Origin of the sequence: Aeromonas sp. 601039 (genome assembly GCF_049174415.1) — a bacterium.
GTDB lineage: Bacteria > Pseudomonadota > Gammaproteobacteria > Enterobacterales > Aeromonadaceae > Aeromonas > Aeromonas veronii_A.
In genome coordinates this window covers 25,638-46,183 of sequence record NZ_JAAKTL010000007.1, presented here as the reverse complement: position 1 = coordinate 46,183, position 20,546 = coordinate 25,638, and the positions used below count along the sequence as shown (strand labels likewise).

At 61.2% G+C, this 20,546-nt stretch carries 15 protein-coding genes; all 15 read right to left on the bottom strand.

Annotated features, from left to right (window positions below):
* Positions 1-105: 105 nt before the first annotated feature.
* The 15 genes from G5195_RS08130 to tssC all read right to left on the bottom strand — a co-directional run bounded on the left by G5195_RS08130 (position 106) and on the right by tssC (position 20,533).
* Positions 106-393, bottom strand: coding sequence for a type VI secretion system PAAR protein (locus tag G5195_RS08130; protein WP_019444936.1), 288 nt, complete (start codon positions 391-393; stop codon positions 106-108).
* Between the two features lie 305 nt (positions 394-698).
* Positions 699-2,129 (bottom strand): VasL domain-containing protein, encoded by a 1,431-nt coding sequence (locus G5195_RS08125; RefSeq protein ID WP_421221388.1) that lies wholly within the window; start codon positions 2,127-2,129, stop codon positions 699-701.
* Between the two features lie 44 nt (positions 2,130-2,173).
* The gene (gene tssM, locus G5195_RS08120; protein ID WP_421221387.1) at positions 2,174-5,665 is read right to left on the bottom strand and encodes a type VI secretion system membrane subunit TssM; all 3,492 of its coding nucleotides are present in this window, start codon (positions 5,663-5,665) and stop codon (positions 2,174-2,176) included.
* 41 nt (positions 5,666-5,706) lie between these two features.
* Positions 5,707-7,134: a type VI secretion system protein TssA gene (gene tssA / locus G5195_RS08115; protein WP_421236016.1), complete on the bottom strand. Its 1,428-nt coding sequence runs from the start codon at positions 7,132-7,134 to the stop codon at positions 5,707-5,709.
* An 8-nt stretch (positions 7,135-7,142) separates the two neighbouring features.
* Entirely contained in the window at positions 7,143-7,748 is a 606-nt protein-coding gene (gene vasI / locus G5195_RS08110; RefSeq protein WP_219263750.1) for a type VI secretion system-associated protein VasI, read from the bottom strand.
* Positions 7,748-9,286, bottom strand: coding sequence for a sigma-54 interaction domain-containing protein (locus tag G5195_RS08105; protein WP_421221385.1), 1,539 nt, complete (start codon positions 9,284-9,286; stop codon positions 7,748-7,750). Before G5195_RS08105 ends, vasI begins: the two co-directional genes overlap by 1 nt.
* A 2-nt stretch (positions 9,287-9,288) precedes the next feature.
* The gene (tssH, locus tag G5195_RS08100) at positions 9,289-11,931 is read right to left on the bottom strand and encodes a type VI secretion system ATPase TssH (RefSeq protein ID WP_421221384.1); all 2,643 of its coding nucleotides are present in this window, start codon (positions 11,929-11,931) and stop codon (positions 9,289-9,291) included.
* A gap of 20 nt (positions 11,932-11,951) precedes the next feature.
* The gene (gene icmH, locus G5195_RS08095) at positions 11,952-12,731 is read right to left on the bottom strand and encodes a type IVB secretion system protein IcmH/DotU (RefSeq protein WP_421221383.1); all 780 of its coding nucleotides are present in this window, start codon (positions 12,729-12,731) and stop codon (positions 11,952-11,954) included.
* A gap of 23 nt (positions 12,732-12,754) precedes the next feature.
* Positions 12,755-14,089 carry a type VI secretion system baseplate subunit TssK gene (gene tssK / locus G5195_RS08090; RefSeq protein ID WP_421221382.1) on the bottom strand — a complete coding sequence of 445 codons (1,335 nt, stop codon included), beginning with the start codon at positions 14,087-14,089 and terminating at the stop codon, positions 12,755-12,757.
* Between the two features lie 2 nt (positions 14,090-14,091).
* A complete protein-coding gene (tssJ, locus tag G5195_RS08085) occupies positions 14,092-14,607 on the bottom strand; it encodes a type VI secretion system lipoprotein TssJ (RefSeq protein WP_421236015.1) in 516 nt (171 codons plus the stop codon).
* Positions 14,607-15,842, bottom strand: coding sequence for a type VI secretion system-associated FHA domain protein TagH (tagH, locus tag G5195_RS08080; RefSeq protein WP_421236014.1), 1,236 nt, complete (start codon positions 15,840-15,842; stop codon positions 14,607-14,609). Before tagH ends, tssJ begins: the two co-directional genes overlap by 1 nt.
* A gap of 39 nt (positions 15,843-15,881) precedes the next feature.
* Positions 15,882-16,880: a type VI secretion system baseplate subunit TssG gene (tssG, locus tag G5195_RS08075; protein ID WP_421205357.1), complete on the bottom strand. Its 999-nt coding sequence runs from the start codon at positions 16,878-16,880 to the stop codon at positions 15,882-15,884.
* Positions 16,844-18,610: a type VI secretion system baseplate subunit TssF gene (gene tssF, locus G5195_RS08070; RefSeq protein ID WP_421236013.1), complete on the bottom strand. Its 1,767-nt coding sequence runs from the start codon at positions 18,608-18,610 to the stop codon at positions 16,844-16,846. The genes tssG and tssF overlap by 37 nt, the downstream gene beginning before the upstream one ends.
* A gap of 3 nt (positions 18,611-18,613) precedes the next feature.
* On the bottom strand, positions 18,614-19,045 hold the full coding sequence (gene tssE, locus G5195_RS08065) for a type VI secretion system baseplate subunit TssE (protein ID WP_005347308.1): 432 nt from the start codon (positions 19,043-19,045) through the stop codon (positions 18,614-18,616).
* A gap of 6 nt (positions 19,046-19,051) precedes the next feature.
* Positions 19,052-20,533, bottom strand: coding sequence for a type VI secretion system contractile sheath large subunit (gene tssC, locus G5195_RS08060; RefSeq protein WP_421205361.1), 1,482 nt, complete (start codon positions 20,531-20,533; stop codon positions 19,052-19,054).
* Positions 20,534-20,546 lie beyond the last annotated feature (13 nt).

Below are 20,546 nucleotides of genomic sequence, written 5' to 3'. Positions count from 1 at the left end.
ATAGCTACCGCACGCCCGCGGCGCGCTACTTGGTGGTTCGATGATGAGATAAAGCCATCATTGACGGCCTTACCTCATAACCGAGCCAAACTGTGGCCATTCTCTCTAACCGGCCTGTCCGCTGCCCGAACCAATCACCACGCCACCACAATCCACTGCCGTGCCGGTGACGGCGATGGGTTTGCCATTCACCAGCACAGAGCCAACACCACCGGCAATGGCCCGTGGGTGCGGCGGGTTGTTGGGCTTGTCATGGGGCGCCAGTGGATCACCTTGACGAGCCACAGGCTTGCCATCTAGGAACACGTCGGGACTGGCAGCTATCACCGGGGTCGGTGGGAAGCCATCGTGGTCGGTGCCGATGTCACCGAGCAGTGCGATAGCGGGGCACATAGTCATTCTCCATATGAGCGGGTAGACGCACAGACATCATCCCTCTGCCCCTGTGCCCGATGGAACGCACCAGGCACAGGCGATTTTGATAAACAGCGGATAAACAGAACAGGCCACAGCACAGGCTATGCCATTTAGCACTGGCGAAATTAGCCAAATAAAATCAAATGGTTAACCTCTTTCGATAGATGACAGGGTTATCCATTCGCAAGGGATTGCGCAAACTGGGCAATCCCCCTGCAAAATATTGCATCTGCAGTGCAACCATCTGTAGTATGCGCAACTGGTTGCGCATAACAGAGCAATCAGCTACCGGATAGCCCTTGTTGCAGTTGGTAAAGCCGGATGTTGAGTGCTTTCAAGTCACTCTCTATCCCTTTCAGCTCGGCAGCCGTAATAGGCTCCTGCGACGCTTTTCGCCCCTCCAGTTCGCTCAGACGTAAACTGAACGGGACCTCCTGCATCAGGTTCTTCTGTACCTCGTAGAGCTGAGACTTGAGGTAGGAAATCGTGACCGTCTTGCGCTGACGCTCCAGCTCCAGCAGCTGATCGATCAGGGCATCGACCCCGGCGCGCGCCTCCAGATAGGTCGGCACCCGGTTGAGATCCCCTTGCTGGCCGGCCAGCGCGGTCTGCCACTGCTTGTCCAGCGCCTTGACCGCCAGCGAGTCGGGATAGAGCATCTGCAGCGAATTGCGCAGCCCCTCGCCATAACGGTACCAGTAGAGGGGAGAGGTCTGCTCCAGCCGATCCAGTTGGGCCTGATAACGCGATACAAGCTCGCTCTCCATCCCCTGCAAGGTCTGCTCCCCCAACACGATGCGCGCTTGGCGAATGTCGTCATAACTCAGGGCCTGCGGTAACGCTGCAGCGGGTTGTTGCAACCGTTGCGCCGCGATGACCTTCTCCTGCTGCTGATGTTGCCAACCAAGCCATCCCATCATAGGCAAGGCGCAGGTGAGCAGGCCACAGCCAAACCAGAACCAGGCCGGCCGCTGTTTGCGGTGCTGCTCAATCTTGAGCACGGTCGGCTTCATCTGCCCCTTCTCGCGCCCCACCAGAATGCTGCCCTGCGGCAGAGCGGGGGCAACCGATGCCATCGGCGTTCCGTGATCGTGGTCCATGTCCGATTTGAAGAAGACCATCGGCGGGATCTGCAGCTCATCCTTGAGGCCCGGCTCATCGGAGACGATGACAATCTCGGTCTCGTCAAACAGATGGGTGTACCCCTCGATAAAGTGCACCAGATTCTCGACCCGGGGGATGCGGCTCAAACCGGTGTTGTGCAACTTCTCGCTGATGAGTTGCAGTGCCCGCTCGCAGCGGTAGATCAACCGCTTGTCCTCGTGGCTGATCTGGTACTGGCGGATCACGTCGCTGATGCGGGCAATAAACCAGTCGAGCATCTCGATGCGGGCCCGCTCCTGATGCACCGGTGGCCAGAAACTCTCCCACTGGGTGACGATCAGGTTGGCGAGAAACTCGCACCCTTCGGTAAAGCCGCTCAGCCCCTGAATGCGGGAGCGCGCCAGAGTGAAGTAGATGGCGGTCTGCAGATCCACCCCGTGCTTTTCAAAGATTTGATTGGCAAGCTGATGAATCCTGACCCAATCCACCTCGGGGCGGGAGGCGTGGCTAAGCTTGTTGATCTCGGCGCGCAGCGCCTCGTACTCCGGCAACATTCTGGGGTCACGCCCCACTTTCAATGCCTGCTGGCCTTGTTGATTCTGTGACATATCGGATTCCAAAATGCGGGGGGGCATGACGCCCCCCAACATGATCAATAGAGGGATTCAGGCAAGCTGAACTGGCTGAACAGGCCGCCGGTGAAGGGGTTCTGGGCGCTGTCGGTATAGACCCGATAGGTCATGGCACCCTGATCCACCGGGAAGCGCACATCAAAGGTGGCCTCGTTGACCTGAGTCAGCTCCCCCTTGTCCATCAGGCGGAACATGGCCCAGGGACCGACAAAGCCCTCGCTGCGCGGTGAACGTTCGCGGGCAGCCGGTACCAGGGTGATCTTGCTCTCGGCCCCGTCGCGCATGGTGTTTGGCCACACCAGCGGGATCTTGTTGCGACGGCCGTGGGCATACTCCAGCAACTGGCCATCCAGGTTGAGCACACTACGCCGCTTGTTGGCGGTGAGTTCGATGGGCTCGAGGGCAAATTGCACCTCCAGATTGCCCTGCTGGCTGAAGAAGATCTGGCGGATCCGCGCAGCGCGATCCAGCTGTTTGATCAGCTCCGCCTGAATAGGTGAGCTCAGTTCTCCCTCCATCAAGCCCCCCTCCACCATGGGTTTCAGGTTGACCTGATAGAAGCTGTCCAGGGTGCCACCGGGGGCAAAGAAGCGCTCCATCTCGGAGAGCGGCACATCCTTGGCAGAACCCGGATTGAACGGATAGCGATCCGCCAGTTGGCTGTTGAACGGTGCCAGCACCTTCGCCTGCCACTCCTGATTGAGGGATGACATGGCCAGATCGACCACCAGTTGCGAGCTTTGATCCGCCAGCTGCCCCACCCAGCGATTGAGTGGTTCTGGCAGGCCACGGGCATACTGCTGCAGAGCAAAGACCGGGTCGGCATACTTGTTGGTCAGACGCAACTGCACCGCCTTGAGGGCAGACTGTCCCGGCTCGGTGGCATTGACGATCAGCTCCATATAATGCTGCAGCTCAATCAGCTTCTGATTCACTTCCGAAATGAGCGGCCCCTGTTCCCCACGGCCAGTCAAGACGCCATTGGTGGCCATAAAGGGGCGACCGATCCGGGCAGTGATCGCCTGCGCCGGATCTCCTTCCGCATCGGAGATCTTGCGAATACGGGTATTGTCATCCAGCGCAGCGAGCACCCGCAGGAATGGCTGGTCGTTGCCGGTGATGGCAGAGAGCACATCGAGCGCCTGCTCGGGGCTGGCAAGGGTCTGCACATCCAGATTGGTCAGCAATTTTTGCCACTGGTTGACGTAATCGGTGACATAGCGATCGTTGACCTGACGAGTGATCTCCTTGCGATCCGCCTCGCTCAACTGGCTCAGCTTGCGCTGGCCCAGCACCCAGGCATCCATGGCGGTGAGATCGATCAGCGCCTTGTCCTGCTTGAGGAAGAAATCGCTGAAACCGGGCCAGGTCAGCAGACGCGGCACCTGACCGGCACTCTCGTTGCGCAGGGCAAAGACGGTATCAAAGGCGGGGCCCACCTCGTCACGCACGTTGAGAGCAGGCGGCAGCACATCGCCCGCCTTCACCACCAGATTCTGATAGACCCGCTGATACATGGGCAGCTTGCCGAGCTCCCGCTGGGCGCCATACACCGGCTCCTTGAACGGCAAAAATGCCGTGATGGCGGCCTGATCACGAGCGGCACGAGCGCCATGCCAGTCGGTATGATCGAGGGCATAGTCAAGATGCCCCATCAGCTGCTCCTGCACTGCCCCCTGCCCCGGGAACGCTTTTTGCCAGCGGTTGGCCATGTACTGCTCCACCAGCTCCTTGTTGCGACCAGAGGCATCATCCAGCATCCGCATCACCCGCAGAATGGCGAGCTTCTCCTCGCTACCAGCCGGCGCCTGGTCGAGATCGTCCAGCAGCCCCTGCATCTGGGCCGGCAGAAAGCTCAGACTCAGCAGTTGCAGATAGGATCCCTCCACATAGGGGCCAATTTCGTCCCCCTGATAGAGGCCGAGATCCGCCACCAGCGGCATGCGTTCCCGGTAGTTGCCAAAAGAGAGGGTCGCCTCGCGAATAAGGTTGAGACGCGGCAACTGGCTCACCCCGAAGGCGTGGGCATCGGCCACCTCATTCGTCTCCATAAAGGCCTGCGCCTTGGTCAGTACATTGCGACCCGCCTCCTCGTTGACCCGGTAAAAGTAGTGCCAGCCACCGATCAGGGCGGCAGAGAAGAGCGACAAACAGCCGAGACCAATGGTCATCCGGCGGCGGCGATAGAGGGTATGCAGCCGGTTTTCTCCGGCCAGATGGGCCTCCGGGAAGATGATCGAGGAGAAGAGCTTGCGCACGAAATAGGTGTTGGACTCCCCGCGCAGGGCGGAGTGGATCGGCTCGGGCAAGCTGTAACGCCGGGAAGCGGCCTGGGCAAAGGCATCGAACGGGACACCTTGCTGATAAACGGAGCTGATATAGACGCCGCGCACCAGCAGTGGCTTGCTCTCTTCAATGGTCAGGGTTTCATCGAGCAGGCTGGTCACATAATCCTTGAGACCCGCCAATTGACGGACAAACGAGAAGAGGGCGTTGCGCTGGGCGGCATCGAGCCGGGCCAGCATCATCTCGGGCAGATTGCGGTTGAGGTTGTCGACCCACTGATCCCAGAACAGCGCCAGATCCTGCTGCCAGGATTTGCCCTGACTGCTGCCGAGGTTGAAGGTCACCCCCAGCACGGCGTCACGGGCCTCTTTATCCAGCTGTTCATAGACCACATCAAAGCCGCGCAGCATGTCGAGCTTGGTGAAGGTGACATAGAGCGGCAGCCGGGGATTCATGGTGGCCGACACCTCTTGCAACCGGGCACGCATCAGCTGGGCATAGGCCTTGCGCTCGGCCACACTGGCCGCGGACAACCACGCCAAATCAACAGTCAATACCAGACCATTGAGGGGCTGGCGACGACGATGCTCGTTGAGCCAGTTCAGCAGATGCAGCCAGAGCCGCTCATATTTGCGAGACTCCGGCTCCTGCTCGGTCTGGGACAACAGCACACCGGCCGGATCCAGCATCACCGCTTGCTCCCCCAGCCAGCAATCGACCAGCTGGCCTTGCGCCACGTCCCGCAGTTCGGTATCGAGCCTGGGATTGAGTTTGTTGGCCGGGTTGGCACGGTGGATCAGGCTGCTCTTGCCGCTGCCGGGCAGCCCCAACACCAGATACCATGGCATGGCGTAGAGCGCCCCCTTGCCAAGGTGTTCATTCAGAGCTTGCAACCAGCGATCGAGGAACAGCGCCTGTTTGTCGATGAGCCCTTTGACCGGATCCTGCTCCAGCAGCACCTCATGCCGGCGCTCGGCCTTGAGCTGTTTCATCTTGCGCCATACCCGCCAGGAGAGTACCCCCAACAGCAACCAGAGCCAGAGCAGGGTGAATACCACCCGCCCCCACAAGGCCTCGAATGGCCTGGCATCACGGATCTCGATGCGAGGCCCCAGCCACCACACCAGGATCAGGGCGACAACCCACAGCACAGCACCGAGCAGGGGCCAGGAGGGTTTCAGTTTCGGCAGCTGTTGCCTCGACAAGGTAAAAATGGTTTTGAACATAAAATGTGATCCAACTCCGACTCAATGACTCATTTCGGCACTTAGTTCGGCAAATGAGCGGCATAGGGGGCCAGGCGGCTGACCAACCCGGGCTCCCACTGCGACAACCCGAGGCGATTCGCCTCTTGCCACAAGTGTTGATATTGCTGGCGCGCAAGCGCCTCCATGCCTTCCTGCTCCAACAACTCCGCCTGCACCAGCAAGGCATGGAAGCGGGCTCTTGGCTCTTTCATCTGTGCCATCCGCTCATCAAGCAGGGCGAGCGCGGCGGCAATCCCCTGCTCCCCATGACGCAAGGCCACCTCCTCGGCCAACTCGACCTGTCCGCTGCCGCCTCCACCACTCTTGGCAGGCTGCAACCAGCGACTGCACTCGGAGGAGAGAAACGGGGAACCATCGCTGAAGGTGAGATCCCGCAGCGCGGGAAGACGCAGCAAAAACGCATCCAGCTCCGCCATGATGGCCTGCGCCACCGCGCCATATCCCAGCTTCTGGGCCACCTCGGCCGAGAGCCTGTGCCCCTCGAACCAGTAAGGGGCCAGCGTCAGGCTCTGCTCGATGCGCTGCCAGAGCGCCAGATCTGGCGTGCCCATGGCGGCGCGATACTCATCCACCATGTCCACCGACATGGAGGCCAGCTGGGTTTTGTTCCCCTGAGCCGTCATCGGCGGGGTGGTGATGCCGGCCCAGATGGCGTGACGACGCAGCCGATAACCGATCGCAGCCTCCGGCTGGCGCTCAATCAGCAGCTCCGCCACCTTGAGCTGGGTCTGTCGCCATGCCCGATCGTTGGAGCTGTCAATCTCGATGCCGGAGCCCTTGCTGCTGCCACTGAGCACCATAGCGCTCGCCATGCTGCTCGCGCTGGCGGTGGCTGCAACAGCGCTGCTTGCAGGTTGAGTTCCGGCATCAGCATCAGCCTGGACAACCTGTTGTCGCTGCGCCCGCTTCAACCCCATCATCAGGGGATCCAGCAGTTCTCCCTTGTCAGGGCACTGAGCCAGCCAGACGGCCTCCAGCTGTTCTGCCTGCGCCAGCAACTGAACCAGCTCGGCTGCCGAGGCGCTCTCGCTCACCCTCGGCAGGGCACCCTCGAAGCGCTTGATGATCTGCACCATCAATCGCTGCTTCTGGGTCGCATTCCCGGGCCAGGCCAACAGCCAGTAAGCCTTGATCCAGGCTTCCAGCAAGCTCAGCGCAGCGCCCATCGGGGTCGCCTTGGCGGGATGCTGCAGGCAGCGCAGCAGTTGGGCCAGCACCCGCATATCCTTGGTGCGGCTCTCCAGCAACCCCAGACAGGCTTCGGCGACCGCATTGAGATCGACCTGGCTGTGGGCAAGGGAGCCCAACTTGACCAGCTCGGTCTCCACATAGTCCCAGCGAGGCTCATCGGCCAGCACGGCCCCTTTGATCTGTTCATCCGGCAAGCTGGTGAGCAGACGGCTACACCAGGGGTGTTGATAGCTCATCTTCCCCCCTACCAGCGACACTGTTGGCGCACCGGTATCAGCGCCTCTTTCAGGCCGCTGAGATCGACCCGCAGCAAGGCGCCGTTGGCCGCCTGAACCTGCAATTCACGATGACCGATCCAGCGTTTTAGCTCCTCGATGGCGGGCAGACCGCGGCCATATTCGAGTAGCCATCCCTGATCCCGGATAAACCAGCTCTGACTGCTGCGAGTTGCTTGTCCATCCAGCGCGACTTCGACACTCTCCCCGCGCCACGGCGCATCCAGCCGCAAGCGAATATGGGTGATGCTGTTGACACAACCGATCGCCAGGGTGGCACCGCGCAGGGCCGGACGGGTCAATACCGCCGTGCCGCTCTCCTCATCCTGTCGCAACAGGAAGGGTGAGCTATCCGGCACTCGGGCCAACTCCTGCTCCGCTATCGCCAGCCAGGCCGGAGACTTGGTGCTCTCCTTGTTGCCTGATTGCGTCGCCTCATTGCCAAGGGCGTCATAGCAGGCGAGCCGTATCAGAGGGGATGGCTCGCGACGACACGCTTGCCACGCCGCCATATCGAGGGGAGGCACCGCATTGCCGGTCGCCAGCAGCAGGGGCAACAAACCCATGATGCTCATCAGTTCACCTCCAGTTTCTGGCACTTGTGATCCAGGGTGCGCTTGGGAATATTGAGGCTCTCGGCCACCAGCATGCGATTCCCCTGAAAGTAGCGCAGGCGCGCTTCAATCACCGATGCCTCGTACTGCTGCATGGCCCGGCGCAGATCGCGGATATGGTTGTAATCGTCCAGCGCATCGGGCAGCTCGGCACAGACCCGATCCCGCAGCTCCGGCGGCAAGGCGCCAAGCCCCACCTCTTCACCATGACGGGTGTGGGCACAGGCCACCTCCAGCAGATTGCGCAGCTCGCGCACATTGCCGGGGAAATCGTAACTTTGCAGTTGCTTGAGGAACTTGCGCTGCAAACCAGCCAGTCCCTTGTCATCCTGCGCGGCAAACTGGGCCATGAAGTGCTGGCAGAGCAGCGGCACATCCTCGATATGCTCGCGCAAGGGGGCGATCAGCAGCAGACACTGGCAGAGACGGTGGTAGAGGTCGGCACGGAACCGCCCCTCCTCCACATGGCGGGTCAGCGGCTGATGAGTGGCCGCGATGAGGCGAAAATCGGAGTGATACTCCTGCTCTGCCCCAAGCGGCCGGTAGCTGCGGGTTTCCAGCACCCGTAGCAGCTTGGCCTGCATGGCGGCGGGCATATCGCCCACTTCGTCTAGAAACAGGGTGCCACCATTGGCCTGCGCCACCAGCCCGGTCTTGTTGGAGAGGGCGCCGGAGAAGGCCCCCTTCTGATAACCGAACAGCTCGCTCTCAATGAGATTCTCGGGGATGGCGGCGCAGTTGATGGCGACGAACGGCTTGGCGGCACGCTCGGAGCACTGATGCACCAAGCGGGCGACCACCTCCTTGCCACTGCCGGTCTCTCCCTGAATAAGCACGGTCAGCTTGTGCTGGCCCGCCTGGGCGATCTGCTCGCGCAAGCCTCGGATCACCGCCGACTGGCCAACCAGCTGATCCCCCAGCAACTTCTCGTGCTGGCGCTGGCGCTCCCCCTCCCCCTTGATCTGACGCAGGGAGTCGCGCAGCACGTTCTGATCCCGGCGGCTACGCCCCAGATCGCGGATCAGGGTGAGCTGGTTGCAAAAGACCTGCGCCAGACTGGCCAGCTCGGGGCGAGCCGCCCACTCCTGCAACACATCGCCACTGTCCATCATCGCCAGCACGGCAAACGGCTTGCCGTTGCCATCATTGAGCGGAAAGGCGTGCAGGCCGCACTGCTGGCCAAGGTTGGCCAGCAGTGAGCGAAAACCGGCGTGCTCAATGCGGGCACCGCCATGGAGGGAATCCCAGGTGCGGGATTGCGCCTTGTGCAGCACATAGGCGAGTGGATGAGAGAAATCATCCACCGCCAGCGCCAGCGCAACCTCCTGCCCCTTGACCCACCCTTTGCACTCCAGCTGGCGGCCGCTCACGTCCAGCATGCCAAGCAGCAGTCCTTTGGGCTGGAAGCTGGCATTGAGGGTCGAGCTCCACCAGTGGCAGAGATGTTGTTCATCCCGTTGCGAGGTGAGCGCTAGGGCGAATGCGAGGGCTTGCTCCATGGTCAGCCCTCCACCTCGGCCACGAACTGGTGATCGGCCACCGAGAAGCGCACCCGGTTGATGGGCTCACCGGCCGAGAGGCGCTGCAACAGTTGCAGGGAGACCGGCGGCAACAGGGCTCCATCGATGACGGATTCGAGCATCCGCGCGCCGTTCTCGCTGCGGTTGGCCCGCAGCAGGATCTCCTCGGCCACCTCGCTCTCCAGCACCACCTCCGCACCGAAACGCTCCTTGAGCAGCTTGACCAGCCGGTTGAGTTTGCCACCGACGATCTGCACTAGCGTGTCGTGACCGAGCGGCAGGTAGGGGATCACCTCCATCCGCGCCAGCAGGGCCGGTTTGAAGAAGGCGGCGAGCTCCGGATAGAGGGCATCCAGCAGCACATCGGGCTGCTCGGCATGCTCGACGATGGTCTGGAAACCGAGGTTGGAGGTGAGGAAGAAGACCACGTTCTTGCAGTCGATGATCCGCCCTTCCCCATCCGCCAGCTCGCCCTTGTCGAACGCCTGATAGAAGAGGTTGAGCACGTCCGGATGGGCCTTCTCCACCTCGTCCAGCAGCACCACGGAATAAGGCTTCTGACGGATCGCTTCGGTCAACACGCCCCCCTCGCCAAAACCGACATAGCCGGGCGGCGAGCCGATCAGGCGCGAGACAGTGTGCTTCTCCTGATATTCGGACATGTTGATGGTGGTGAGATACTGGCGACCGCCAAACATCAGCTCGGCAATCTGCAGCACGGTTTCGGTCTTGCCGACCCCACTTGGCCCCACCAGCAGGAAGGCCCCCAGCGGACGGCCTGGACGACGAAGATCGGCGCGGGCGGTCAGCAGGTGTTTATGCAGGTGGGCCACCGCCACATCCTGCCCCTTGATGAGCTCGCCAAGGTACTCCGGCAGACGGGTCACCACATCGAGCTCCCCTTGGGAGATGCGATTAAGCGGCACCCCGGTCCACTCGGCGATCACCGCTGCGATCTGGGTCTTGTCGACATGGGCAGAGACCAGCACCTCACCCTGTTGCAGCTCGGCCAGCTCGCGCTCGAGCCCGGCAAGCTGCCCGGCGGCCGCTTGCGGATCGAGCGGCGCATCGGCGAGATCCAGCGCCTCTCTGGCCAGCATCTCATCCTGCTGATCCGCCAGCAGGGCGGCACGCAGTTCGACAATCCGATGCACCAGCCCCTGCTGTTGCTGCCATCGGGCTTCCTGCTCACGCAGGTTGTCACGACAGGTCTGCTGGGCCGCTTGCAGCTCGGCGAGGCGCTCATCGTTGTCACCCAGACCAATCAGGCTCTGGCGCTCCAGCTGACGGATCTCCAGCTCGCGCTGGCGCAGTTCGTTTTGCAGGTGACTGACCGCGCGTGGCGGCGTGGTCAGGTTGATGGCCACCCGGGCACAGGCGGTATCGAGTACGTCGATCGCCTTGTCCGGCAGCTGACGGCCGGAGATGTAGCGGGCGGAGAGCTGAGCGGCAGCTTGCAGCGCCTCCTCGTCAATCAGCACCCCATGGGCCTTCTCGTAGATGCTGCGCAGGCCGCGCAGGATCACGGTGGCTTCACCTGCATTGGGTTCACCCACTTTCACCAGCTGGAAGCGGCGCGACAGGGCGGCATCTTTTTCAACGTACTTCTTGTATTCGCTCCAGGTGGTGGCAGCGATGGTGCGCAGCTCGCCCCGGGCCAGCGCGGGCTTGATGAGGTTGGAGACATCCATGCCGCCCGCCTGGTTGCCGGCACCAATCAGGGTGTGAGCCTCATCGATAAAGAGGATGACAGGTCGCACGGCATCCTTGACCTCCTGCATCACCCCCTTGAAACGCTTCTCGAACTCCCCCTTGACCGAGGCGCCCGCCTGCATGGCGCCGAGATCCAGGGTCATCAGTTCGACCCCGCGCAGCTTTTCGGGTACCTGACCCGCCACGATGCGCAGCGCCAGCCCCTCGATCAGGGCGCTTTTACCGACGCCGGCCTCCCCCACCACGATGGGGTTGTTTTTGCGGCGACGGGAGAGAATGTCGATCATCAGATCGATCTCGTGATCCCGGCAGAGCACCGGATCCAGGGTTCCCTGACGGGCCTGTTCGGTGACGTTGACAGTAAAGCGGGCCAGCAGGCTGGCATCGGCGGGCAGCGCGGCCTGAGTCGAAGTGCCGTTGGCAGAAACAGTCACTTGGGTCTCGGCAGACTCTTTCACCCACTCGTCGAACTGCTGGCGCAGCAGCTCGCGATTGACGTTGGCCAGCAAACGGGTCACCGAGCCCGGCAGATAGCGCTGCGGGGTCATCAACAGCACCAGCAGCATGACGCCGCTGCGCAGCTGGCCGTGTTGCATCTCGGCGGAGGCGAGCAGCCAGCTGTCTTGCAGCCACTCCACCAATAGCGGCGAGAAGGAGGGATAACCCTGGCCATAGCCGTTGTCGGCAGCTGCCGGTTGCAGCAGGGTTTTGAGCTCCTCCACTTCCACGTCGGCGCGTTTGAAGATGAGACGCACATCGCTGAGGGGGGTCTCCAGCATCTTCAGCAGCAGGTGCTCGATGCGGATCTCGGCGCCCTGATGATTGACACAGAGGGCCGCTGCCTCCTCCAGCATGTGACGGCAGATGGGGTTGAGTCTTTCCACCAGTACCGGTAGCTCTATACGAATCAAGGCGTGCTCTCCTTAAGTATTTATTTTAATAATTCGCCCAGTTGACGCAGTACGTCCTGGGTCTGGTTATTGAGTTGGTGGTGATAGAGGCCAAAGATGATGGCCAGGATCAGCGCCCCTCCCATAAACAGGGTGCGCAGGGAGACTTGCTTGCGCAGCTGGTAGCGAGATGCCTGCTGACCGAGGTCGAGATGAAACACGCTGGGTGCCTCACCGCCACGTTCGAGTGACAGCTGCTTGTGCAGTTGCTTGACGATCCGTTCAAACTCGTCACGGCCCTGGCTCATCACCTTGTAGCGCCCCTCAAAACCGAGGCACAGGCAGAGATAGATGAACTCCAGGATGTCGCGATAGCGCACCGGATCTTCCTGCAGACGGGTCAGCAGGACGAACACCTTCTCGCCCCCCCAGGTCTCGTTGTGGAAACGGGTCAACAGCGAATGTTCCGACCACTCGCTCTGGCTGCCCCAGTCGCGCCCCATCACGGCCTCATCGATGAAGGTGCAGAGGATGTAGCGAAACGAGAGGACGACGCCATTCTCGTAACCCTGAGCCATCAGCTCCTGCTCGATGGCCTGGATCTCGGTCACCACCCGCTGATAGAGCTCGGGCACCCGATCGTAACGGGACAGCAGGCGCACCCGCTGCACCAGCCCCAGCAGGGGGGTCACCGCATCGATCATCGGGTTGATGCTCTGGCCACGCAGGCGGAACCAGTAGTCCGAATCCATGTCCAGCTGCTCGGCATGATCGAACAGCAGGTCGCTCAGTTGCTCGTTCTTGATAATGTCCGTGGTCATCTCTGCATGTTTCCTTGGTGCGATCACTGGCTACGAATGGCCCAGAGCTGCATGTCGAGCTCGGGGAAATCGCCGGCAATGTGGAAGGCGAGGGTGTTGCTGACCGCCAGCATCTGCCAGGCCGGGCTCTGCCGGTCGAGCTGGAAGTAGCTGTAACCGGCGTGGTAGGGCAGCTGGCGCGGCGCCACCGGCAGCGGCAGCAGCGGAATACCCGGCAGCTGCAGGCTGATGAGCTCGCGGATCTTGTCGCTGGAGGCCACCTTGGTCTGCTGCAGCAGCTGTTTGCGCAGCTGCTCCTGCGGCATGCGGGCACGCACTGCCAGCACGAAATCGGCGCTCTGCATCAGCTCGCTCTCGCTCACCATGGCCACCATGATGCCGTACTGGTGCTTGCGCAGCTGGATGGAGACGGCGCGGGGCGACAGCACGGTACTGAGTGCCTGACGCAGGGCCAGCATCACCGGTTCGAAGCTCACCTGCTGATCGTCGTGACGATAGGCGGGGAACTCGGGGGGCAGGCGGGACTCGTCGGTAAAGGTCATCAGCTCGCCGCACAGCTGCACCAGCGCCTCATGCAGCCGCTCGGGGTGCAGGGTGCCAAGGCGCGCCAGATGGGAGAGCTGGGGCTGGGCGCGGTTGAGTAGCTGCAGCATCATGAACTCGGCCACATCGGCAACCCCCTGCTGACCCGGCGACGCGATGCGCTGGGAGAGGCTGCGAGCCCGCTCGGCCACAAGGCCAGCCGACTCGCCGAGGAAGCGCTTGAGAGTCGGGATGGCGGATACGCTGATGCTGCAGGGCATGAAGTTGGGATCAAGCACCAGACCGCCGTCCGGACGTTTGTCCAGAATGCGAGCAATGGCGAGGGACGCATAGGCACTGCGATCTTCCCGCTCCAGCATCAGGCGCAGGCTGACCCGCCCCACTTCGAGGGAGACCACGTCGCCCCCTTCGCTGTGGAGATCCCGCACATCGTGGCGATGAGCCTGCAGCCGGGTTGCTACCTGACCGCCCTGATTGACCTCGTTGACCCCGCTCACCGAGAGCGGCAGCGCCAGATAGACCTTCTGGTTGGCCACCGAGGCATCGGTGATCTCCAGCGGGGTCGGCAGCACATCATCGTTCGGAATGTTGAAGACGGTGCCGTCCGGCATGATACCGGTGGCCCCCACCAGCGCGATGCGGCCAAAGCCGAGGTAATCCTCGTTGATGGCAAGCGACTGCAACCCGTAGAAATAGTCGGACAGCGCGCTCAAACGCGCGTGCAGCGCGTAATCTGAATGTCTCTGTTGTTGCTGGAAGTGCTGGGGCTTGATAAAGAGCCCTTCACGCCAGATAACCCGATTTCGACTCGACATGATTATTCTTCTTCTTTTTGTAGTTCCACTTCATCCAGGCGCAGGTGCACCAGAATTTGATAGGCCGTTCCCTTGCCCTTGACCTTGATGACCTTGCGCCACTCGGCGCTGTCCGGATCGGCGTACCGAGCAATCACGCCGATGTAACGGGTCTTCTCGTCAAGCTTGACGGGGGGCAGGTATTTGAACTGGCCGGGTAGCAGGGTGTAGTCCTGATGATCCAGGTAGTTCTTGCCAAGGGCCTTCTCTACATCTGCCGTCACCTGGTCGTAGTCGGTGGCGAGCAGCCTGGAATCTTCCGCCAGCAGCACCACCTGAAACTCGATGGGTGCCGCCTCCCCGCTCTCGTTGGGGTTGACGTCAGGCTCCGCCAGCAGGCTGAGCCCCAGGGTGGAGGGCTGGTCATCGTTGCTCCCCACCTGGACATCCGGGTTCATGACCACATCGGCCATCTTGCCCATGGTGGTACAACCGGCCAGGGCCAGCAGACAGGCCCCAAACCACAGTGCACGTATCATCAAATCAGTCCCTGTTGCTGACGCACGGCCTGGTCATAGGCCTGGGCGTAGACCTGATGGAACAGCTTGTCGAACCCCTGCTGACGGGCAGAGGTGAGCTCACGGTAGTAGTGCTGATACATGTTCCAGGCCCACCCCTCATCAGCCATACCCGGCGCGCCGCTGCGGCGGTATTGCTCGAAACGGCCGAGCAAGGCTTCCGGTGAGAAGGCCTGCAGGATGCTGTCGAGCGCCGCACTGATGGCCTGCTGGTTTGCCACGTGGTGGATGCGCACGTTGTGCAGGCTCTCGGCCACCGCGGCCGGTGCGCTCAGGTGCACCGGGCTCTTCTGCTCGGCAAACATCACCGCCAGGGTCTCGTCATAATCGAGGCCAAGGCGCAGAGGGTTGTCCTCGATGGGGCGCAGGTGCTTGTCTGCCAGCGCCGCCTGATCGCTTTGCAGTTGCAGCAACCCCTCCACCATGGCCCGCACTGTCTTGCCCATCTCTTCGAGCATGTCGTGGGCCTGTCGGGTGTCCTGCAACTGCAACGGCTGACCCAGCCCGCGCATCAGCGGGGTCAGGGCGACGTGATCAACGTCCTCCAGCGGCTGGAAGTCGGGGTGGTTCTCGATGGCGGGCATATCCAGAAATTCTTGGTTCATGGTGTTCTCGACGGCAGAAAATGGAGCGAGGGATACGGTGTCCATATCCGGTTGAAAATGCGGTTGAGCCTGCGGCTGGGTATCCATCAGCGGGCCAGGAGCCGCACGCTCCTGCTGCAATGCCAGCAGGGGATCGACTGCCAGGGCCCGAGGATCATCCAGGGTCTGGGTGTGGTGGGGATCGCTGGCCAGCCACTCGTCAAGCTGTTCGGTTGGACGGTTGCCCAGCACCTGCTGCAGGCTCTGCTCGGGGGAAATGGCACCGAGATAGGCGCGCAGCCGGAACGGGCCGACCACCAGCTCGTCTCCCTGCTCCAGATGCACCTTGCGAGCCCGCCCGATGGGCGAGGTAGCACCATTGATGTAGGTCTGGCCGCTGAGATCGCACAGGCAGAAACGACCGTCATTGAGCTCGACCCGGGCATGGGCCGGCATCACCGCCCCCAACCTGTCTCGCAGTTGCCAGTCATCCTGTTCGGAGGAGCCCAGGGTGCCTCCCATCTCGTCGAAGCGATATTGCACCTGCTGGCTGCCGTCGAGCTGCTCGCTGTTAAGCACCACCAGAGATAGTTGCTGGTTAAAGTCGTCCACATTCACTCCTGCACGTATTCCTACACTGAATTTCTGTGCTTATTCCTGTACACAGATCGTCACGAACGGGTCACTCGGCGGTTGGCCGAGAAAGGTACTCCACCCCAGACGGGCACTCTGCTCCTCCCCCAATCTCAGCCCCTTGGCCTGCTCCTGACCGAAGCCAAGCCGCAGATCCCAGGCCAGCTGATCGCGCAAGATGAAGGAGACAAAGGTCACCAAGGCGTGGAAATGCTCCCCGTTCGGGAGAAATCCGAGAAACTGGCTAAAACTCAGATCATTGATTTTCAATAAAAACTTGCCGGCACAATCATTGACCTTGTCACCGATGACGAAGTCATGCCCCAGAGTGGCGCAAGCACCGCCCAGGCGGTTTTGCTGCTCCGGATGGATCGGCACATTGCGCCACTGCCAGGCGCTCACCTCTACATCCGCCAGATCGAAGCAGTGGGCCACCAGACCGGCGACCACCTCGGGCGAGCGGCTGGGGCTGGCCAGCATGCCCGCATAGGAGAGCATCTTGGCGCGGTTGACCGGCAGGCTCTGGCAGACGGCGTCGTTGCCAAGCCCCACCAGCGCAAACATCAGGCGGGAGAACCCATCCTCACCGTCGTCCTGAAAACGGACGTGGTAGCGATACTTGCGCCAGATCCGGTGCAGCAGGGTCAGCAGACGGTGGTGGAAGAAATCCAGAAACAGGCCGAGCTTCTGCTCACCCTGGGCGTACTCCCACGCCAATGAGTCGAGGTAATACCCCGGCATCGGCGACTGGCTGCCGTGCAGACCCAGAAAGGCCACTTCCAGCTCGTGGCGCCCCTTCTCGTCACGGCCAATCTGCAGCACGTCACTGGTGGGAAACCCCAGCGATGCGGTCGCCTTGAAACGAATATTCTCGTCACTTGGCAGGTGGTCGAGACCACGCTCCTGATCGGCGCCATCGAGCCGGTTGAGCAGCTCAACCAGCTGGAAGAAATTGAAACGGGGCGCCTCGTTGGCGGCGCTCACATCAGGGAGTGCTGACCGATCTGGACTGGCCACTGATAGCGCTCCTTGTTATCGAGATTGACCACCTCAAGCAGGTGGAAAGCGTTGACGCTGGCATAGAGCGAGAAGAAGTGGGCCAGCACGGTGCTGAAGAGATAGAGCTCCCCTTCGCTGCCAAAGGCGGACTGGCGGATGGAGAGCACCGACTTGAGCCCCCGCACCGGCATGCCGCGCACCAGCCTGTCCACCGGCTTGGTCTCGATCTCCTCGATCCCCGCCAGCCGCTTGCGCGACGCCTGCTCTGCTTGCTTGTCGTGCAAAGCGGGAAAGTCGTAGGTACGCAGCACCTGCACCAGGGCATCGCGGCGCAGCAGAGAGACATAGTTGAGCGACAGGTTGGAAATCAGGGTCCAGTGCAGGCTGCCATCCAGTGCCGGGCGCAGTGGCCGGGTCGGCCGGATCAGGTTGCGGAAGGTGGCAAACGACGGCGAGCTGCCGGTCGGCACGCAGATGCTGCCGACCTTGAGGCGGGCGGCGCGGGAGCGGTTGGTACAGGTAAGCGTCACCGAGATGGATTCATCGAGGTCGACCGTGGTGGTTTCATCGCCCCGCACAAACGAGAGGCTGTGCTCGAAACCATCACCACTCACCGACTCCCTGACCCGCACCCGGTAGTAGAGTGCCAGCCGCTGCTTGGCCCGCTCTATCTGGTGCTGAAAACTTTCGAATGGCTGATAGATGCGCGGCGTGCCCCGAGAGCGCCCCAGATTGCCCTCGACCCAACCTTCAACCTGATCCACCGAGAAAATTTCGAAACTGTCGGCATAGCGATAGCTCGCCTTGAGCGGGTATTCCGCCTGACGGCCGTTGAGATTGACCGGCTCGCTGTCGTGCTGGAACAGGTTGATGGCCGGCACGCAGTTGAGCATGAAGGAGTCGGGACGGATCTTGAGTTCCGCCGGCAAGGGCCGGTCGAAACAGAAATGAATTTTGAATTCACTCACCGGCAGCGGCTGTTTGGGCCACTCGCCACCGGAGAGTTCGAAGAAGAGGAAGCTCTCCGGAAAGCAGAAATACTCCTGCAGGATCCGGTAGCCGGAATAGACGTTGTTCGGATAGGGCAAGAGCGCATCGTCGCGCTCGAAGCCGACCGATTCGAGGGCCCTGGCCTCCTGACGAAAGCGCTTGCCGTCTATCTCCAGCTCGATATGGGAGAGCTGGTTGGCGAGCCAGAAGTAGAGTTCATAAGCGGTGTAGCTGTCGCCCCCCAGGAAAAAGCGCAGCTTGTCCAGCTGCAACTCACTGAGCAGCAAGGGGGCATGCAGCACAATATCGAGCGAGATGGTTGAGAGATCGTTGCCACTTTGCGCCGTCACCTCGCGCATCTCGGCCGGATAGACCCAGGCATCGTGGCAGGTTTGAAAATGACAGGTCACATCGTCAATAGGCAGACTGTCGAGTTGGCAGCCCTGCTTCACCAGCGCGGGCTGGGCGATGGCCCCCGGAATAACCGAAAACTGCATGATAGTCATGCTGGGGACGGGACGCAGGTAGTTTGGCCAGAGCATATTGAGCAGACCGTGGGTCAGCTCGGGAAACTCGTCTTCAATTTTTGCGCGCAGGTTGCCCGTGAGAAACGCAAAGCCTTCCAGCAGGCGTTCCACATCCGGGTCGGTATTCTGCTCCGACAAAAAACGGGTGAGTTCGGGATAGCTATCGGCAAATTCGCGCCCTTGCAGGCGCAAAAATGCCAACTCATCCCTGAAGTAATGTTCCAGCGACATTGATCAGACCATGCGGTAGTGGCGGTGACTGTCCATATGGACGTTGAACGAGGTAACTTGCTCGATATGCTCCAGCCTCACGTGGGCCGTCACCTGAAACGACATCTCGAGCGGACTCGCCTGATAGTCGGGTGAACGGACATCCACATGCACAATCCGCGGTTCATAACGACGGATGCATTGCCGGATCGCTTCGCGGATCCGCCCCTTGATATCCGCACTGCCCTGAGTGGCGTCATTGAGATCGATGACACCAAGCTCGGGAGCACTGCGGCAATTGCCGGGACGGGTGTTGAGGATCTGTTCGAGCTGCCGCTTGACAGAATCAACCAACTCCTCAACCTCCGAACGGGGAGAAGGGCTCAGCCCCTCCCCCCGTATGCGATCGAACAGGCTGGCCGCATTTCCTCTATCCCAGGAAGAGAGATACGGCATCGGGCCTTATTCCTTGTCCAGTCGACCTACCAGAGAGAGCTCGAAGCTCGCCCCCATGTACTTGAAGTGCGGGCGCACTGACATGGCGACCTGATACCAGCCCGGCTCCCCTTCCACATCTAGCACCTTGATCTGGGCGGCGCGCAGCGGACGACGGCTGCGGACCTCTGCCGGCGGATTCTCCTGATCGGCCACAAACTGCCGGATCCAGCTGTTCAACTCCCGTTCCAGATCCTGACGCTCCTTCCAGGAGCCGATCTGCTCGCGCTGCAGCACTTTGATGTAGTGCGCCAGTCGGTTGATGATGAACATGTAGGGCAGCTGGGTGCCCAGCTTGTAGTTGGTTTCGGCCTCGCGTCCTTCCTTGGTGTTCGGGAACACCTTGGGCTTTTGCACCGAGTTGGCGGAGAAGAAGGCGGCGTTGTCGCTGTCTTTACGCATGGTCAGGGTGATGAAACCCTCTTCCGACAGCTCGTATTCACGACGATCAGTGATCAGCACCTCGGTCGGGATCTTCGCCTGCAGCTGACCCATGGCTTCATAGACATGCACCGGCAGATCATGGATCGCACCACCGCTCTGCGGACCTATGATGTTCGGGCACCAGCGGTACTTGGCGAAACTGTCAGTCAGGGAGGTGCCCATCAGATAGGCGGTGTTGCCCCACAGATAGTGATTGTGATCCGAGCTGATATCTTCCTGATAGTTGAAGCCCTTGATGGGGTTTTCGGTCGGGTCATACGGCAGACGGGCCAGGAAGCGCGGTGCGGTCAGTCCCAGATAACGGGCATCTTCCGATTCACGCAAGGCGCGCCACTTGGTGTAGGCCGGCCCTTCGAATACCGATTTCAGATCCTTGATGGAGGGCAGCTCGGTAAAGCTGTCTACACCAAAAAAGGTCGGTGCAACGGAAGAGATGAAGGGGGCATGAGCCATGGCGCCGACGGCGCTGACATACTGCATCAGCTTGATATCGGGTCCGCTGTGGGTGAAGGCGTAATCACCGATCACGGCCCCCACCGGCTGACCACCAAACTGACCATAACCGCTGGAGTAGACATGCTTGTAGAGACCGGACTGGGTGATTTCGGGTGAGAATTCGAAATCTTCCAGCAGCTCTTCCTTGGTGGCGTGCAGCACCTGGATCTTGATGTTCTCGCGAAAATCGGTGCGATCCACCAACAACTTCAGGGAGCGCCAGGAGGACTCCATCTCCTGCAACGGCTTGGCATGGAGGATGACGTCCATCTGCTTGCCGAGCTTCTTGTCGAGCTCGACAATCATGCTGTCCACCAGTGCCTTGTTGACCGGACTGCTGGCAGTACCGCTATCCAGAATGTTGGCGATCAGGGCTGCGACCCCCTGCTTGGCGACGCTGTAACCCTCATCAACCGGCGTGATGCGCGCTTGTGCCATGATTTCGTCCAGCAAAGAGGACGAGGAGACGGCATTCGCCCCCGCTTGAACCTGTTCTTCGACCAAAGACATGTTTGTTCCTTCT

Coding starts and splice junctions, on each gene's coding strand:
- G5195_RS08130 (WP_019444936.1), bottom strand. CDS start 393: ATGTGCCCCGCTATCGCACTGCTCGGTGACATCGGCACCGACCACGAT.
- G5195_RS08125 (WP_421221388.1), bottom strand. CDS start 2,129: ATGTCACAGAATCAACAAGGCCAGCAGGCATTGAAAGTGGGGCGTGAC.
- tssM (WP_421221387.1), bottom strand. CDS start 5,665: ATGTTCAAAACCATTTTTACCTTGTCGAGGCAACAGCTGCCGAAACTG.
- tssA (WP_421236016.1), bottom strand. CDS start 7,134: ATGAGCTATCAACACCCCTGGTGTAGCCGTCTGCTCACCAGCTTGCCG.
- vasI (WP_219263750.1), bottom strand. CDS start 7,748: ATGAGCATCATGGGTTTGTTGCCCCTGCTGCTGGCGACCGGCAATGCG.
- G5195_RS08105 (WP_421221385.1), bottom strand. CDS start 9,286: ATGGAGCAAGCCCTCGCATTCGCCCTAGCGCTCACCTCGCAACGGGAT.
- icmH (WP_421221383.1), bottom strand. CDS start 12,731: ATGACCACGGACATTATCAAGAACGAGCAACTGAGCGACCTGCTGTTC.
- tssK (WP_421221382.1), bottom strand. CDS start 14,089: ATGTCGAGTCGAAATCGGGTTATCTGGCGTGAAGGGCTCTTTATCAAG.
- tssJ (WP_421236015.1), bottom strand. CDS start 14,607: ATGATACGTGCACTGTGGTTTGGGGCCTGTCTGCTGGCCCTGGCCGGT.
- tssF (WP_421236013.1), bottom strand. CDS start 18,610: ATGTCGCTGGAACATTACTTCAGGGATGAGTTGGCATTTTTGCGCCTG.
- tssE (WP_005347308.1), bottom strand. CDS start 19,045: ATGCCGTATCTCTCTTCCTGGGATAGAGGAAATGCGGCCAGCCTGTTC.
- tssC (WP_421205361.1), bottom strand. CDS start 20,533: ATGTCTTTGGTCGAAGAACAGGTTCAAGCGGGGGCGAATGCCGTCTCC.